Annotated in this window: 18 protein-coding genes; 14 read left to right on the top strand and 4 right to left on the bottom strand. The window is 48.4% G+C overall.

Annotated features, from left to right (window positions below):
• Positions 1 to 119 precede the first annotated feature (119 nt).
• Positions 120 to 722, top strand: a complete 603-nt coding sequence (locus AB8599_RS14525) for a LysE family translocator (RefSeq protein ID WP_407331580.1) — start codon at positions 120 to 122, stop codon at positions 720 to 722.
• A gap of 12 nt (positions 723 to 734) precedes the next feature.
• Here the strand turns inward: AB8599_RS14525 and AB8599_RS14520 are convergent, their stop codons facing one another.
• A complete protein-coding gene (locus AB8599_RS14520; protein WP_407331579.1) occupies positions 735 to 1253 on the bottom strand; it encodes a TIGR02444 family protein in 519 nt (172 codons plus the stop codon).
• Positions 1196 to 3118 carry an ABC transporter ATP-binding protein gene (locus AB8599_RS14515; RefSeq protein WP_407331578.1) on the bottom strand — a complete coding sequence of 641 codons (1923 nt, stop codon included), beginning with the start codon at positions 3116 to 3118 and terminating at the stop codon, positions 1196 to 1198. Before AB8599_RS14515 ends, AB8599_RS14520 begins: the two co-directional genes overlap by 58 nt.
• 277 nt (positions 3119 to 3395) lie before the next feature.
• Here AB8599_RS14515 and kefG point away from each other — a divergent pair, with 277 nt between their 5' ends.
• From kefG to AB8599_RS14490, 5 genes are all read left to right on the top strand, one after another.
• Entirely contained in the window at positions 3396 to 3959 is a 564-nt protein-coding gene (gene kefG / locus AB8599_RS14510) for a glutathione-regulated potassium-efflux system ancillary protein KefG (RefSeq protein WP_407331577.1), read from the top strand.
• A complete protein-coding gene (gene kefB, locus AB8599_RS14505) occupies positions 3959 to 5755 on the top strand; it encodes a glutathione-regulated potassium-efflux system protein KefB (protein ID WP_407331576.1) in 1797 nt (598 codons plus the stop codon). The genes kefG and kefB overlap by 1 nt, the downstream gene beginning before the upstream one ends.
• A gap of 76 nt (positions 5756 to 5831) precedes the next feature.
• A complete protein-coding gene (locus tag AB8599_RS14500) occupies positions 5832 to 6041 on the top strand; it encodes a YheV family putative zinc ribbon protein (RefSeq protein ID WP_407331575.1) in 210 nt (69 codons plus the stop codon).
• A 110-nt stretch (positions 6042 to 6151) separates the two neighbouring features.
• Entirely contained in the window at positions 6152 to 6724 is a 573-nt protein-coding gene (gene slyD / locus AB8599_RS14495; protein WP_407331574.1) for a peptidylprolyl isomerase, read from the top strand.
• A 208-nt stretch (positions 6725 to 6932) separates the two neighbouring features.
• On the top strand, positions 6933 to 7898 hold the full coding sequence (locus AB8599_RS14490) for an isoaspartyl peptidase/L-asparaginase family protein (protein ID WP_407331573.1): 966 nt from the start codon (positions 6933 to 6935) through the stop codon (positions 7896 to 7898).
• Between the two features lie 10 nt (positions 7899 to 7908).
• Here AB8599_RS14490 and AB8599_RS14485 read toward each other — a convergent pair whose 3' ends face one another.
• Together AB8599_RS14485 and AB8599_RS14480 are read right to left on the bottom strand one after the other, a co-directional pair.
• Positions 7909 to 8133 (bottom strand): SlyX family protein, encoded by a 225-nt coding sequence (locus AB8599_RS14485; protein ID WP_407331572.1) that lies wholly within the window; start codon positions 8131 to 8133, stop codon positions 7909 to 7911.
• Between the two features lie 7 nt (positions 8134 to 8140).
• Positions 8141 to 9124, bottom strand: coding sequence for a WD40 repeat domain-containing protein (locus AB8599_RS14480; protein ID WP_407333233.1), 984 nt, complete (start codon positions 9122 to 9124; stop codon positions 8141 to 8143).
• A 122-nt stretch (positions 9125 to 9246) separates the two neighbouring features.
• Between AB8599_RS14480 and fkpA the strand changes: the two genes are divergently transcribed.
• From fkpA to fusA, 8 genes are all read left to right on the top strand, one after another.
• Positions 9247 to 10017, top strand: coding sequence for an FKBP-type peptidyl-prolyl cis-trans isomerase (gene fkpA, locus AB8599_RS14475; RefSeq protein ID WP_407331571.1), 771 nt, complete (start codon positions 9247 to 9249; stop codon positions 10015 to 10017).
• A 169-nt stretch (positions 10018 to 10186) separates the two neighbouring features.
• Positions 10187 to 10909 (top strand): transcriptional regulator, encoded by a 723-nt coding sequence (locus AB8599_RS14470; RefSeq protein WP_407331570.1) that lies wholly within the window; start codon positions 10187 to 10189, stop codon positions 10907 to 10909.
• A complete protein-coding gene (gene tusD / locus AB8599_RS14465) occupies positions 10906 to 11298 on the top strand; it encodes a sulfurtransferase complex subunit TusD (RefSeq protein ID WP_407331569.1) in 393 nt (130 codons plus the stop codon). Before AB8599_RS14470 ends, tusD begins: the two co-directional genes overlap by 4 nt.
• A 9-nt stretch (positions 11299 to 11307) precedes the next feature.
• A complete protein-coding gene (gene tusC / locus AB8599_RS14460; protein WP_407331568.1) occupies positions 11308 to 11664 on the top strand; it encodes a sulfurtransferase complex subunit TusC in 357 nt (118 codons plus the stop codon).
• Positions 11665 to 11707: 43 nt separating this feature from the next.
• On the top strand, positions 11708 to 11998 hold the full coding sequence (gene tusB, locus AB8599_RS14455; protein WP_407331567.1) for a sulfurtransferase complex subunit TusB: 291 nt from the start codon (positions 11708 to 11710) through the stop codon (positions 11996 to 11998).
• Between the two features lie 179 nt (positions 11999 to 12177).
• On the top strand, positions 12178 to 12552 hold the full coding sequence (rpsL, locus tag AB8599_RS14450; protein WP_002535163.1) for a 30S ribosomal protein S12: 375 nt from the start codon (positions 12178 to 12180) through the stop codon (positions 12550 to 12552).
• Positions 12553 to 12649: 97 nt separating this feature from the next.
• Positions 12650 to 13120 carry a 30S ribosomal protein S7 gene (gene rpsG / locus AB8599_RS14445; RefSeq protein ID WP_016962006.1) on the top strand — a complete coding sequence of 157 codons (471 nt, stop codon included), beginning with the start codon at positions 12650 to 12652 and terminating at the stop codon, positions 13118 to 13120.
• A 69-nt stretch (positions 13121 to 13189) separates the two neighbouring features.
• Positions 13190 to 15286: an elongation factor G gene (fusA, locus tag AB8599_RS14440; RefSeq protein WP_407331566.1), complete on the top strand. Its 2097-nt coding sequence runs from the start codon at positions 13190 to 13192 to the stop codon at positions 15284 to 15286.
• The last annotated feature ends 47 nt before the right edge of the window (positions 15287 to 15333 follow it).

Raw genomic sequence — 15333 nt, 5'->3', positions numbered from 1 at the left:
CAATAAACCTTTTGATCGCAACTCTGATCCCTGTTAGCGTGAATTTTGACCGATAATGGCGATTTATTCAACAAAACCGTATGGATTGTATCGATACAATGTGAGCAGGGAGACAATTCATGATGGAACTTTCATTTCTAGCAACACTGGCGGTATTCGCTGCCACCATGACAGGCACTCCGGGGCCAAACAACATGATGCTGACCGCCTCAGGGGCAAATTTTGGTTATCGTCGCACTGTGCCGCACCTTGTGGGCATTACGCTTGGCGTTGCCTCTCTCATCGCAGTTGTCGCTGCTGGCTTGGGGGTAGTGTTTGAAATGTTCCCATGGGTTCAGCAGGTGATGAAACTGGTGGCGAGCGCGTATTTGTTGCTTTTGTCATGGCGTATCGCCAACGCAGGTGCGCCGAATCAGGCAAATTTGAGTGATAGGCGTCCAATGACTTTGCTTGAAGGTGCCGCGTTTCAGTACGTGAACCCCAAAGCGTGGGCGATGGCAGTAAGCGCTGTGGGCACATTCACACTCGCAGGTGGTGATTACTGGTGGTCTGCCATGGTGATTGTTTTGATTTTTATGGCAGTTGGTTTTCCACTGACTTCATTGTGGGCAGGCTTTGGAGTCTGGGTAGGTAAAGTGCTGCCTACTGAACGAAGCTGGATTGTGTTCAATCGTGTGATGGGTTTATTAACCGCATCATGCTTGTTCTTTATTTGGGCGTAACAGAAAGCGGCGTTATTCCGTCAGGCCGTGAAGACCTTTGGTCAAGGTTGGATAAAGATAGCGGGCTGCAGGGTCGAGCTGACTGCAATACATCTCAAGTGCTGAAGGGCCACTCACTCGCCATGGTTGTTCATTGATGCAGGCGAGTAGCACTTGTTGTTGAAATTTTTCCAGCGTCAATTCGTAGTTCAGCATTTTTTGGTAAGCACCGCGTGATAGCTGAGGCTTAAGATCACGTCGCATAAGGCGATAGCGATTGAGCAGCGTTTCAGATTGGGTGATGGACTGACGAAGCGCAGCCAGTGAGGTGTTGGTGAGTGAAAAGCCTGCATCTTCAAGCCATGCCAATAGTAGCGCCAGATTGACGTTACCTTTGAACTGGTCTTGAAGTTTTAGGCAGGCATGTTTCACTTCCTGCTGACTGTAGTGTTGCAGGCAAAACTGCCACAGCCCATCGGCGGTGGCATTGTTTTTTAGCGGTTTTGGTGTGCCGCGTCCATCTCTTCCAGTTGTTCCTGAAGATCCATCCATTCCAGTTCGACCTCTTCCAGCGACGATTTTGCATCTGCTTGTTTGCGCAGTAATTCTGTCAGCTTGTCTTTATTGGTCGCTTCGTAGATAGAAGGTTCCGCAAGGGCTGATTCTACTTCGGCGATTGTGGCAGAGTAGGTTTCAAGTTTTGTGTCTAGACTGTCAATTTTCTTACGGATCGGTGCAGTCAGGCGGCGGAACTCGGCTTCGAGACGTTTTTGTTCTTTTCGCGCGGCTTGAGAGTTTGTGCCAACAGGCTTGGCGTTTTCTGCTTGTTCCTGACGACGATCTGCACGTTGCTGTTCGGTCAACCATTGGTGATAGTCATTCAAATCACCGTTGAACTGCGACACTTGATGATCGTGAACCAGATACAAATCATCGGTCGTGGCGCGCAGCAAGTAACGATCGTGACTGACAATAACCATCGCACCTTCAAATGATTGTAGCGCCAATGTTAGCGCGGAACGCATATCAAGGTCTAAATGGTTCGTTGGTTCATCGAGCAATAGCAGGTTTGGCTTTTGCCATACGATAAGTGCCAGTACCAAACGCGCTTTTTCGCCACCAGAGAACGGGCCAATGATATCTAACGCTTTTTCGCCGACAAAGCCAAAGCTACCAAGGTAGTCACGCAATTGCTGTTCGGTGGATTTAGGGGCAAGGCGCATCATGTGTTGCAGTGGGGTTTCGTCGGTACGCAGCGTTTCAAGTTGATGCTGTGCAAAGTAGCCAATTTTCACGCCTTGTGAATATTGAAGCTCACCTGCTTGTGCTGGTAAATCACCAGACAGAAGTTTGATTAGCGTTGATTTACCTGCACCGTTACGACCCAATAGGCCGATACGGCTACCTGGCACTAAGTTAAGGTGGATTTTTTCCAATATCAGCTTGTTGGGATAGCCCGCCGCCACATCTTTCATCATCAGAATGGGGTTCGGTAGGGCGCTTGGCTCGCGAAACTCGAAACTGAACGGGTTATCAAATTGAGCGGGCAGCACCTTTTCCATGCGTTCCAGCGCTTTGATGCGGCTTTGCGCTTGACGCGCTTTGCTGGCTTTGTAACGGAAGCGATCAATGTATGACTGCATGTGTGTCATTTGCTTTTTCTGCTTCTGATACATAGATTGTTGCAGCATCAGCTTTTCAGCGCGCATGGTTTCGAACGATGAATAGTTGCCGGTGTACTCGTTCAACAAATCGTTTTCGATATGGATGATGCGATTGACCACAGGATCAAGAAAATCACGGTCATGGGAAATCAAAACTAGCGTGCCACGATAGTTCTGCAGCCATTTCTCTAACCACATCACCGCGTCTAAATCGAGGTGGTTGGTGGGTTCATCGAGTAGCAGAAGGTCTGAGCGACAAAGCAGTGCCTGAGCAAGGTTAAGACGCATACGCCAGCCGCCCGAGAACTGCGTCAAATTCCACTGCATTTGCTCTTGGCTGAAACCCAAGCCGTCTAAGAGCTCTGAAGCGCGGGCTCGAATGCTGTAACCACCCACGGCATCAATCTTGTCGTGGATGACCGCAGCTTGGTGGCCATCATCAATCGCTTCAGCGTGACGCAGTGCCGCTTCTAGCGCACGGTATTCACGATCACCGTCAATGACGTATTCAACGGCTTCACGCTCTAAGGCTGGCGTTTCTTGCGCGACCCACGCCAGTTGCCAACCACTTGGGAAGTTGCAGCTTCCTGCGTCGAGAGATAGTTCGCCTTTTAGCAGTGCAAAAAGGGTCGATTTACCGCAGCCATTTTTACCCACCAGGCCGACTTTATCACCGGGGTGGATCGTGGCCGACGCTTGATTAAGTAGCGGTTTGCCGCCGCGAAGAAGCTGAATATCTGAGAGTGTTATCATGACAACTGACGGCCCCAGCCGTATGCTTTGAAGTGGAGAATTCTGGCGCAGTTATACCATAGGCCAGGAGTTTACTTAAGACGTGATCGCGTGAGGCGATGAAAAGATGCCATATTTACCGTATGGTGGAGAGGATACAGAGAGTGCCTCATGATAAGGCGTTTTGTGTCATCATAAAAAGACGATAAAAAATATTGCGTTATACCCGAATAACCTCGAAATGCTTTTTGCCTGTGAGATAGTTACCAATCACAGTGAGATAGGAATTTGCTGTAAAATGGAAACCAAGACGACGTCGTTTTTCCGGTCAAAGGTATTGATCCTGTTTGCCCACCCTGACCCTCATGAATCAGTCGCGAATAAGCGCCTGATTGATACCGCCCGTCAGTTAGAACATGTGACAATTCACGACCTTTATGCCACGTACCCCGACTTTATTATTGACGTTCACCATGAGCGAGAGCTTTTGCTCGCCCATGATGTAATTGTGTTTCAACATCCTTTGCAAATGTATTCTTGCCCTTCTTTGCTCAAAGAGTGGATTGATGTGGTACTTGGCAAAGGCTTTGCACACGGCGGCGGAAACGCGCTGGCTGGAAAGACATGTCGATTTGTGATCACCACCGGCGGTGCTGCTGAAGCATTCAGTCAAACAGGCTATAACAAATACAGCATGGAGGAGTTGCTGCAGCCATTTGAACTCACCGCGCTACTTTGCCAGATGCGCTGGGTTGACCCTATGGTTCTGCACTGGGCACGCAGGGTGACCGATGACGACAGAAATGCCCATGCAGAGCTTTACGCTGATTGGCTGTGTAACCCAGTTTCGGAGGTCGTGTAATGGAGCATAACTTCCTTCTTGATGCCCTTATCTTTTTAGCTGCTGCCGTAGTTGCAGTTCCGTTAGCTCAGCGCCTTGGGATAGGATCTGTGCTTGGTTATCTTATCGCGGGTGTGGTGATTGGCCCTTGGGGGCTTGGCCTTATCAGCGATGTGGAAGCCATCTTGCACTTCGCCGAATTGGGCGTGGTGTTGCTCTTGTTCCTCATTGGTCTTGAGCTGAACCCGAAGAAGTTGCTGCAAATGCGTAAGCCGATCTTGGGGTTAGGCGGTAGTCAGGTGATGATTAGCGCCGTGGTTATCGGCTTGGTGGTTGCAATGTTTGGCGCCTCTAACGTGGACGCCCTAATTGTTGGTATGGGGCTTGCCCTTTCGTCGACGGCTATTGCCATGCGCATCATTGAAGAGCAACGCATGATGCGCATTGAAGCCGGGCAATCGGCGTTTGCTGTGCTGCTGTTTCAAGATATTGCGGTGATCCCAATGCTGGCGGTGTTACCTGCTTTGGCAGGTGGCGCCAGTGGCAGTTGGCTAGATGTGGTCATTATGCTCGTTGCCGTTGTTCTTTTGTTGGTGGGCGGACATTACCTGTTACGGCCTCTGTTACGTTGGGTTGTGATGAGTCGCGTAAAGGAAATGTTTACCATTGCTGCCCTCTTGCTGGTAATGGGGTTTGCGCTTGGTATGCAGGCGTTGGGCTTATCGATGGCACTGGGTACGTTTCTCGCGGGTGTGCTGCTAGCCGAAAGTGAATATCGCCATGAGCTTGAAATTGCCATTGAGCCATTTAAAGGCTTGTTGCTCGGTCTGTTTTTTATCGCAGTCGGAATGGCCGTCGATTTGGGTTTATTACTCGAATACCCGATTGAAATATTAGGTGCTGTTGTGGCCTTGATCAGCGTGAAAGCCGCCATCATATATGGATTGGTTCGCATGTTTGGCGGCAGCGCGAAATCGAGAAGTCAGGTGGCGCTTCTGCTCAGTCAGGGCGGCGAGTTTGCATTCGTACTTTTCACCGCCGCACGTGGTGAAGGCTTGCTAGACCCTGATCTCAATGCTTTCTTGTTGGTGGTCGTAAGCTTGTCGATGATGACAACACCCATCTTGCTGATGCTGCAAAATAAATGGTTTGCACGCACCATTAATGCAGACGTGTCGTTGCCAGAAAACGAACAGTTTGATGATGAAGGTGGGCGAGTGATTATCACCGGATTTGGCCGTTTTGGACAGGTGGTCGGGCGATTGCTCTTTGCCAATAAAATTAAGCTGACCATTCTTGAGCGCGACCCCTCGCAAATCGCGTTGTTGCGTAAGTTTGGTTACAAGGTGTATTACGGCGATGCAACACAATTGGATTTGCTGCGTGCGGCGGGAGCAGCATCGGCAGAGGCCATCATTGTCTGTGCCGATTCGCCGGAAGAGGTGATGGAAATTGTGGCGCTTTGTCAGCATCATTTTCCTAATCTCAAAGTGTTGGCGCGGGCACGCAGCCGTGTTGAAGCAAACCAATTGCTGGGTCACAATGTGGACGGTTTTGCGCGGGAAACGTTTTTAAGCGCATTGGATTTAGGTAAGCAAACACTGATCGCGTTAGGGATGCATCCGTATAAAGCCAAACGCGCTGAAGCTTTTTTCCGCAAGTTGGATGAAATGCGATTGCATGAAATGCAGCCCCATCACAGTGATGATGTATCGGCAGCTACGAGAACAAAAGAAGCCCGTTTGGAGCTTGAAGAGTTGTTCGACCTCGAAATGAAAGGGGATACCGAGCGACATCAAAGCTGGAACCGAGAATAAACGCCATCGTCGAATGCCGCGAGAAGAATGCGGTCAATTCAGAGCCGTGGTTGATGGAATAAGTACAAGGAATGACATGAGCAAGAAACGTTTTATCGCTGGCGCCACTTGTCCCTCCTGCAAGGAGAATGACACCATGCGCTGGTGGCAAGAACACCACGTGGAAGTGGTGGAATGTGTAAAATGTGGCCATACTGACCGCCGCTCACCCATAGCATCGGAAGCTTCTGAGTCAGAACATAAACAGCAAGACGCACAAGTGATAGGGATATTTAAACCGCAGTGATAGTCGTAGCGAGCAGATTTCTGTATTATCGGCGCCGAAATAAGCAGGTGGCCATGATGCAAACTCGCCATGGCAGCACCCAGACTTAAATAACCGCTTCCGGAGTAAAGATGAAAGTCACTAAAGACGTGGTAGTAAGCATTGCTTACCAAGTGAAAAACGAAGACGGTATCGTGGTTGATGCTTCAACCAAAGAGATGCCTTTGCAATATCTGCAAGGTCACGACAATCTGATCATCGGCCTAGAAAACGCGCTGGAAGGCCGTGAAATTGGCGAGAAATTTGAAGTGACTGTTTCGCCGGAAGATGCTTACGGCGAGCACATGGACGAAATGGTTCAACGTGTCCCTGCTGACGTATTCCAAGGCGTTGACGAGATCACTGTTGGCATGCGCTTCCTTGCGGATACGGATCAAGGTCAAATCCCAGTAGAAGTGACAGAAGTTGATGGCGACGAAGTTGTTGTTGACGGTAACCACATGCTGGCTGGCCAAACACTGACGTTTGACGTGGAAGTTGTTGAGCTACGTGCAGCAACCGAAGAAGAAATCGCTCATGGTCACATTCACCAAGAAGGTGGTTGTGGCGGTCACCATGATCATGACCACGAAGGTGGCTGTTGTGGTGGCGAAGACAAAGGTGACGACCACGAGTGTTGTGGCGGCGGTTGCGGCTCGCACTAATCGTTGAATGCCTGAAGTCTGCTGACTTCTGATTGAAAACGCCGCTCGGTCTTCCGAGCGGCGTTTTTTATTTCTCTTTTATGACGATTGAGTGTGAGAAAGGGAGCTGTCAAGAAGCAAACAACTCAAAGAAAATTGCTTTACTTCAAAATCATCCAGTTCTTTAATTGTCCATCGGGTCTTGAAATTTTAATGCCAAGGAACTTTTATGCTGCAACCCTTTTCAATCGCCATTCATGGCGGTGCTGGCACCATAGATCGCCGATTGATGACACCTGAACTCGAGCAAGCTTATCGTGAGGCTTTGGCTCAGTCTGTGCTAGCAGGTCATGCTGTTTTGGTGAACGGAGGGAGTGCGGTGGATGCGACGGTGGCAGCCGTCACTGTGATGGAAGACAGTCCGTTATTTAATGCGGGTAAAGGTTCTGTTCTCACCCATGAAGAAACAGTAGAGATGGATGCATGCGTGATGGATGGGAAGAATCTAGATGCGGGTGCGGTGACCTTGATCCGTCATATCAAAAACCCGATTCAGCTTGCCCGCGATGTGATGCAGAAAAGTCCTCACGCAATGCTCGCTGGCGAAGGCGCGGAGACATTTGCATTCAAAGAATGTGGATACGACTATACAGAGCAGGATTACTTCTTCACTGAGCGTCGCTACAACGAATTGCAGATCATGAAGAAAACGGGGGGTGTGGCACTCTCCGAAGCTCGTTATCCTGATGAGAAAAAACACGGTACTGTGGGTGCGGTGGCGCTGGATAAAAACGGAAACCTTGCTGCCGCGACCAGCACGGGTGGATTAACCAACAAGCGTTGGGGGCGTGTGGGTGATACGCCGATTGTTGGCGGCGGTAACTATGCGCGAAACGGCAATGTGGCGGTGTCTGCGACCGGCATGGGGGAGTTACTCATGCGCTGCACGGTGGCGGGTGATATTGCTGGGCGCATGCAATACAGCGATGCATCAATAGAAAAGGCGTGTCGCGATGTGATTCACGGGGATTTTCTGGCGCTGGGCGGTGAAGGCGGTGTGATCGCGATTGACGCTAACGGCAAGGTTAACTTTGAACTGAACTGTGCGGGAATGTACCGCGCGACGGTTGATGAACACGGAAAAGCGCGGGTAGCGATTTTTGCGGATGAAGAGCTTCAGGTCCTAGGATTCTAGGACCTGTTTTTTAATAATGCGGAGGCGGTGTTTCTTCGTCCATGCCAGCAATGTTGGCCGGTTCCATTGAGCGCAGCTTAGTGACCAAAAACGCAATTTGCGTGTTCATTCGGTCAATTGTCCTCTGCTGAGCCGTCACTGCGTCATTGAGTTCTTCAATGGTGTGTTCTTGAAACGCCTGCTTGATTTCAAGATCTTCAATTTGCTTTTGTAGCTGTTGTTCAAATTCTGTCATGGTGTTTTCAATTTTCCTGCGCTATCCAAGCTTGTGCGATACCGGCTGAAGTGCCAGAGATGACGCGTCCGGTTGGATCAATCGCCACATCATACACCACTGCGGTTGGAGGCCGAGTGTTTTGTTGCTCGCGCGCTAGCCAGCGACCGACATTGTCGCCCGTTTGGGTGTCCCAATATTCCACTCGTCGTCCGGGTGTGCCCGTTACCAGTCTGGTGCCATCGTCAGAGAAGCGTGCCGTAGAAAAATTGGCATGGCGTTGAAACATCTGGAGCTCGCTGATGGCATCCCCTGTTGAAAGATCCCACACAATGGCGGCGTCATCCCCATCGGCGGAAAAGGCAAACTTCCCATTTCGATGAAGTTCAACGCGAGTGATGCGATGCTCGTGAGTAAACTGATTGAGAATTTGCCCTGTTTCTGTATCCCAAAAAAAAGCGTTGTGGTCATTGCCCCCGGACATCGCATATTTGCCATTAGGGGACAGAGAGACACTATTCACTTTATCTTTGTGAGCAAGGAACTCTAAGCGTCGGCCCGTGCCTAAGTCCACGAACAAAGCTTTGCCGTTTGACAATGCAAGCAGCACTTTTTGGCCATTATTGCTAATATCAAGACCGCGGATGATGCCATCGGATATTGACCACAGGCCTTCGGCTTGACCCCATGCCAAATCCCACACAGCAAAGTTTTGCGACGTGGCGGAAATGGCATAGCGGTTGTTATCCGAGATTTGACTGGCGATCACCGTGTTCTTATCTGGGTCCTGATAACCAAAATCAGCAAGTTGCTTGTTTTGGATCAGATCCCAAAGAACGATGCCTTTTTCAGTCGATGCCATTAGGGCAAATCGCCCGTCGCGACTAAGGCTGAAACTGGTTACTCCATCGGGTTGAAGCGTCCAGCGCTGAGCCTCATGAGTCGAGTGAAAGCATCCTGAAAGTGCTAACAGTGTCAGAAATAAGCAAATTGTGCCGACGAATTGTCGCATCACGCTTGTGTTCCTTATCTTGGAGCCCTATAACGTCGAGTATATTGATCGTTTTGGGCTTTCGCATTTTTATCGCGTAAGCGAATAAGAAAAATGTGGTTTTTATACCAACGGAGTAACTAATGAAATCAGTTTTTAAAATGTCATTGCTGGCGGCCACCGTTGCACTGGCAGTAGGTTGTCAAGAAGACGCGAAAGAAGAAACCGCGAAAGTCGAAGCGCCTGTCGCCGTTGAAACCGTAACATTTGCCACCGAAGACGACAAAGCCGCTTACGCGATTGGTGCGTCTCTGGCGCAATACCTGAAAGCAAATCTTGAACAACAACAAGAAATTGGTTTGGCTCTGAGCTCAGATCTGGTTCTTCAGGGTGTACAAGACGCGTTTGCTGATCAATCAAAACTGAGTGAAGAAGAAGCACAAGTTGCTCTGCAGGCTCTGGATCAGCGCGTGGCAGAAATGGCCCAACAACAAGCGCAAGAGAAAGCAGCAGTAGCAGTGAAAGCGGGTGAAGAATTTCGTACGCAGTTCGCAAAGACAGATGGCGTAAAAACAACAGATTCAGGCCTGATGTATCTGGTTGAGACGATGGGCGATGGCGAAAAGCCAGCGGCTGAAGATACAGTCGTCGTCCACTACAAAGGTACGCTGACTGACGGTACGCAATTTGATAGCTCTTACGATCGCAACCAACCAGCAACGTTCCCGCTTAATCGCGTGATCCCTGGTTGGACGGAAGGCGTTCAATTGATGCCTGTCGGTTCTAAGTTCAAATTCGTGATCCCTTCTGAGTTGGCATACGGCTCACAAGACACACCTGCTATTCCAGCAAACTCTACGCTGGTGTTCGATGTTGAGTTGCTAGAAATTAAAGGCAAACCAGCTTCTAACTAATGCCGTCTTAACGCGTTCGCATTGGAATACTCAAAACCCCGACTTCTGTCGGGGTTTTTACATCTTTTGAACCAAGTCTGTTAGACTTATCGCTAGATTTTAAAGATTGCAGATTTCGTTTATCTTTTGTCCGTTGATGAGCGAAAACTAACAAAAGGAAAATAGGCCAGTGGTATCAACAGACAGTTTCGGTTCAGATGTGATCGTCGACAGTGACTTTATCGAAAGTAATCCCTTTACCGAACAAGACAACATTATCCTAAAATCCTACGAAGCCGTGGTTGATGGGTTAGCTGCATTGATTGGCCAACACTGTGAAATCGTGCTGCACTCACTGGAAGACTTGAACACGTCAGCTATCAAAATTGCCAACGGCGAGAATACCGGTCGTCAGGTTGGCTCGCCTATCACGGATTTGGCGTTACGCATGCTGCGTGATATTGAAGGCTCTGAACGCAATTTCTCTCGTGCTTATTTCACACGCGCCAAGGGTAACACTCTGATGAAATCCATCACGGTCGCTATTCGTAATGGTGAGAATCGTGTGATTGGACTGCTTTGTATCAATATCAATCTGGACGCCCCTTTTTCTCAGGTATTGCAAGCATTCATGCCAACCGAGGAAGCGCGTCAGGCGGTTTCAGCGGTTAACTTTGCCAGTGATGTTGATGAACTCGTTGATCAAACCGTTGAGCGCACAATCGAAGAAATCAATGCGGACAAATCTGTTGCGAACAACACCAAGAATCGCCAGATTGTCATGGAGTTGTTTGATAAAGGTATTTTCGATATCAAAGATGCTATCAATCGCGTGGCAGACCGCCTCAATATTTCTAAACACACTGTTTATCTGTATATCCGTCAGCGCAAAGGTGAGGACGGAGAGAGATGATATTGAACTACGTTATCGTGGTTAGCGGGCCCGTTTACGGTTATCAATCTTCGTTGACCGCTTATCGATTCGCGAAGGCACTGTTGGCGAAGGGGCACACATTGTCTCGCGTCTTTTTCTATCAAGATGGGGTATCCAATGCCTCGTCGTTAACCGTACCCGCTAACGATGAGTTTGACTTGGTCGCGGCTTGGCAAACATTGGCAACGGAAAACCAAACTGAATTGGAAACCTGTGTTGCTGCTGCGCTGCGTCGCGGAGTAGTCAGTGATGAGGAAGCCAAGCAGCATCAATTACCGTCGTCCAATATGGCTGAAGGTTTTTCTCAAGCGGGATTGGGAGCGTTATCAGAAGCGCTACTTACTGCCGATCGCGTTGTGCAGTTCTAAGGTTGGTACATGAAAAAACTTGGATTTGTCTTTTCATCGGCACCACACGGGTCTGCTAGCGGACGTGAAGGGCTTGATGCCGTTTTAGCAACCTCAAACTACAGCGAAGATCTTGTGTTGTTCTTTGTGGGGGATGGTGTCATGCAGTTACTGAGTGAGCAGCAACCCACTGAAATATTGTGCCGCGACTATATCTCAACATTCAAAATGCTGTCTCTTTGCGACGTTGAAGACATCTATGTTTGCGAAACCTCACTGAGCGAGCGTGGCTTGAGCCACGCATCTTTTGTCATCAATGTGGATATCGTATCACCAGATGTGATTTCTCAGCGTTTGGCTCAATGCGCGAAAGTGCTCCAATTTTGAAAGTGCTTCAGTTTTAAACAGCCCGAGTTTTAAAGGACAGATGATGCTTCATACAGTCAGTAGTTCTCCTTTTTCGTCGCCATCTTTGGGTCATTGCTTGCGATATGCAGAGCAACAAAGCGAGATCTTACTGATCGAAGACGCTGTGATCGCCGCAATTGATTGCGGACAGTGGCAACAACCCTTGACGTCATCAGGATGTCGTATTTATGTTCTTCGTGAAGATCTTGTCGCGCGAGGCATAAATCATAAAATCACTAAATCTTTCGAAGTTGTTGATATGAATGGCTTTGTTGGACTTACTGAACGCCATGTTAAGCAAATGAAATGGTGAATATTGCCCATTTCGACTAGCGTAAAAGGTCAGGATGGCAGCGTTTACAAATTGTTCAATGCAAAGATCGTTGTATAAATCTTGACACCTAAATGGACGACGCCTAAAATTTCGCGTCCCTACTTCTGTGGGGCATAGATTTTTCACACATATACGTAAGTAATATCAGGAGCTATTTAATGGCAACTATTAACCAGCTGGTACGTAAGCCACGCATCAAGCAAGTTGCGAAAAGCAACGTGCCTGCGTTGGAAGCGTGTCCGCAAAAACGTGGTGTTTGTACTCGTGTTTACACTACCACGCCTAAAAAACCTAACTCGGCTTTGCGTAAAGTTTGCCGTGTTCGCCTGACTAACGGTTTTGAAGTTACTTCATACATCGGTGGTGAAGGTCACAACCTGCAAGAGCACAGCGTTGTTCTTATCCGCGGCGGTCGTGTAAAAGACCTTCCAGGTGTGCGTTATCACACCGTTCGTGGTGCACTTGACTGTGCAGGCGTTAACGACCGTAAACAAGGTCGTTCTAAGTACGGTGTGAAACGTCCGAAGTCTTAATGGAATCCGTTAAGTAAGGCCAAACACTAATTAATTTGTAATTTTGAAAAAACTGAAAAGTTTTGGATAAAACCTGAAGAAGACAACGGAGAATTCCATGCCACGTCGTCGCGTAATTGGTCAGCGTAAAATCCTTCCGGATCCTAAGTTCGGATCAGAGCTGCTGGCAAAATTTGTAAACATCGTAATGGTTGACGGTAAAAAGTCGACTGCAGAAAAAATCGTTTATGGCGCACTAGAAATCATGGCTGAGCGTTCTGGTAAAGAACATCTGTCTGTGTTTGAACTAGCTCTTGAAAACGTACGCCCTGCGGTAGAGGTTAAATCTCGCCGTGTTGGTGGTTCAACTTACCAAGTACCAGTAGAAGTTCGTCCGGTTCGCCGTAACGCACTTGCTATGCGTTGGTTGGTTGAAGCTGCGCGTAAGCGTGGTGAAAAATCTATGGCTCAGCGTCTAGCTAACGAAATGTTGGATGCATCTGAGAACAAAGGTACTGCTGTTAAGAAACGTGAAGACGTTCACCGTATGGCAGAAGCGAACAAAGCGTTTGCTCATTACCGCTGGTAATACCTTTTTAGGCGCGGCTTCTGCCGCGCCTAAACCCAATACCCAAGGTCGAAGTAAGAGGATACTACTGTGGCTCGTAAGACCCCTATTGAGCGCTACCGCAACATCGGTATTGTGGCTCACGTAGACGCAGGTAAAACTACAACAACAGAGCGTATCCTGTTTTATACCGGTCTTTCTCACAAAATTGGTGAAGTGCACGATGGTGCCGCAACCATGGACTGGATGGAGCAAGAGCAAGAGCGTGGTATTACCATCACCTCCGCTGCGACTACTGCATTCTGGCGTGGTATGGATGCACAGTTTACTGAGCATCGCATCAATATCATCGATACCCCTGGACACGTTGACTTTACAATTGAAGTTGAACGTTCATTGCGCGTATTAGATGGCGCAGTCGTTGTTTTCTGTGGTTCGTCTGGTGTTGAACCTCAGTCAGAGACTGTTTGGCGTCAAGCCGATAAATATCAAGTTCCTCGTATGGTTTTCGTCAATAAAATGGACCGTACAGGCGCAGATTATTTGCGTGTAGTTAATCAAATTAAAGATCGACTAGGCGCTAATCCTGTTCCAATTCATTTGAATATTGGTGCAGAAGAAGATTTCCGCGGTGTTATCGACCTTATCAAAATGAAGGCGATAAACTGGAATGAAGCGGATCAGGGCATGACTTTCAGTTATGAAGAGATCCCGGCTGACATGCAAGAGCTGGCTGAAGAGTGGCATCAGAATTTGATTGAAGCCGCCGCTGAAGCGAATGAAGAGCTGATGGATAAATACCTCGAAGGTGAGGAATTGACAGAAGCTGAAATCAAGAAAGCTTTGCGTGAACGCACAATTAATAATGAAATCGTACTGGCAACTTGTGGTTCTGCATTTAAGAACAAAGGTGTTCAGGCGGTACTAGATGCAGTGGTTGAATACCTTCCTTCTCCGGTTGACGTAATCGCGATCAAAGGTGAAGACGAAGATGGCAATGAGGTCGACCGTCATGCAGACGATAACGAACCCTTTGCAGCACTCGCATTTAAAATTGCAACAGACCCATTTGTGGGTACGTTGACCTTCCTGCGTGTTTACTCAGGTGTGGTTAACACTGGTGACACTGTGTATAACTCAGTGAAACAAAAACGTGAGCGATTTGGCCGTATCGTCCAGATGCATTCAAATAAGCGTGAAGAAGTAAAAGAAATTCGCGCGGGTGATATCGCCGCTGCAATTGGTCTGAAAGACGTGACGACAGGTGACACACTTTGTGCGCTAGAATCTAAAGTGATTCTTGAGCGAATGGAGTTCCCTGAACCTGTTATTCAGATTGCAGTAGAGCCACGCTCACAAGCTGACCAAGAAAAAATGGGTATCGCGCTGGGTAAACTAGCAGCAGAAGATCCATCATTCCGCGTTGAAACGGACGTCGAGTCAGGTCAGACCCTGATCTCGGGCATGGGTGAACTTCACCTCGACATCATTGTTGATCGCATGCGTCGTGAGTTCAGTGTGGAATGTAATGTAGGTAAGCCACAGGTGGCATACCGCGAAACTATCCGTGGAAGCGCTGAAGCCGAAGGTAAATTCGTCAAGCAATCCGGTGGTCGCGGCCAGTATGGTCATGTATGGATCAAACTGGAACCATCTGAACCAGGCGAAGGCTTTGTCTTCGTTGATGAAATCGTTGGTGGTACAGTACCAAAAGAATACATCAGCTCTGTTGGTAAAGGCATTGAAGAACAAATGAGTAGCGGTGTACTCGCTGGCTACCCAGTGCTTGACATTAAAGCGACATTGTTCGATGGCTCTTATCATGATGTTGACTCCAACGAAATGGCGTTTAAAATCGCTGCATCTATGGCCTTTAAGAAAGGTGCGCTTGAAGCGCAACCTGTTATTCTTGAGCCAATGATGAAAGTGGAAATTACCACTCCAGAAGATTGGATGGGTGATGTAGTGGGTGACTTGAACCGTCGCCGTGGTTTGATTTCTGGTATGGACGATGGTCCTGCTGGTTTGAGAATCATTCGCGCACAGGTACCGCTGGCAGAGATGTTTGGTTACGCAACTGACTTGCGTTCAGCGACTCAGGGCCGCGCATCTTACTCTATGGAATTCAGCGAATACGCTGACGTTCCAAAGAACGTTGCTGATTCAATCATCGCACAGCGTAGTTGATTAGTAACTTTAATGCTGGCATTGTTCGCCAGCATTAATAAAAACTT

Origin of the sequence: Enterovibrio litoreus (genome assembly GCF_045679545.1) — a bacterium.
Lineage (GTDB): Bacteria > Pseudomonadota > Gammaproteobacteria > Enterobacterales > Vibrionaceae > Enterovibrio.
This window is presented reverse-complemented; position numbering and strand designations above follow the sequence as displayed.

Coding starts and splice junctions, on each gene's coding strand:
- AB8599_RS14525 (WP_407331580.1), top strand. CDS start 120: ATGATGGAACTTTCATTTCTAGCAACACTGGCGGTATTCGCTGCCACC.
- AB8599_RS14520 (WP_407331579.1), bottom strand. CDS start 1,253: ATGGATGGATCTTCAGGAACAACTGGAAGAGATGGACGCGGCACACCA.
- AB8599_RS14515 (WP_407331578.1), bottom strand. CDS start 3,118: ATGATAACACTCTCAGATATTCAGCTTCTTCGCGGCGGCAAACCGCTA.
- kefG (WP_407331577.1), top strand. CDS start 3,396: ATGGAAACCAAGACGACGTCGTTTTTCCGGTCAAAGGTATTGATCCTG.
- kefB (WP_407331576.1), top strand. CDS start 3,959: ATGGAGCATAACTTCCTTCTTGATGCCCTTATCTTTTTAGCTGCTGCC.
- AB8599_RS14500 (WP_407331575.1), top strand. CDS start 5,832: ATGAGCAAGAAACGTTTTATCGCTGGCGCCACTTGTCCCTCCTGCAAG.
- slyD (WP_407331574.1), top strand. CDS start 6,152: ATGAAAGTCACTAAAGACGTGGTAGTAAGCATTGCTTACCAAGTGAAA.
- AB8599_RS14490 (WP_407331573.1), top strand. CDS start 6,933: ATGCTGCAACCCTTTTCAATCGCCATTCATGGCGGTGCTGGCACCATA.
- AB8599_RS14485 (WP_407331572.1), bottom strand. CDS start 8,133: ATGACAGAATTTGAACAACAGCTACAAAAGCAAATTGAAGATCTTGAA.
- AB8599_RS14480 (WP_407333233.1), bottom strand. CDS start 9,124: ATGCGACAATTCGTCGGCACAATTTGCTTATTTCTGACACTGTTAGCA.
- fkpA (WP_407331571.1), top strand. CDS start 9,247: ATGAAATCAGTTTTTAAAATGTCATTGCTGGCGGCCACCGTTGCACTG.
- tusD (WP_407331569.1), top strand. CDS start 10,906: ATGATATTGAACTACGTTATCGTGGTTAGCGGGCCCGTTTACGGTTAT.
- tusC (WP_407331568.1), top strand. CDS start 11,308: ATGAAAAAACTTGGATTTGTCTTTTCATCGGCACCACACGGGTCTGCT.
- tusB (WP_407331567.1), top strand. CDS start 11,708: ATGCTTCATACAGTCAGTAGTTCTCCTTTTTCGTCGCCATCTTTGGGT.
- rpsL (WP_002535163.1), top strand. CDS start 12,178: ATGGCAACTATTAACCAGCTGGTACGTAAGCCACGCATCAAGCAAGTT.
- rpsG (WP_016962006.1), top strand. CDS start 12,650: ATGCCACGTCGTCGCGTAATTGGTCAGCGTAAAATCCTTCCGGATCCT.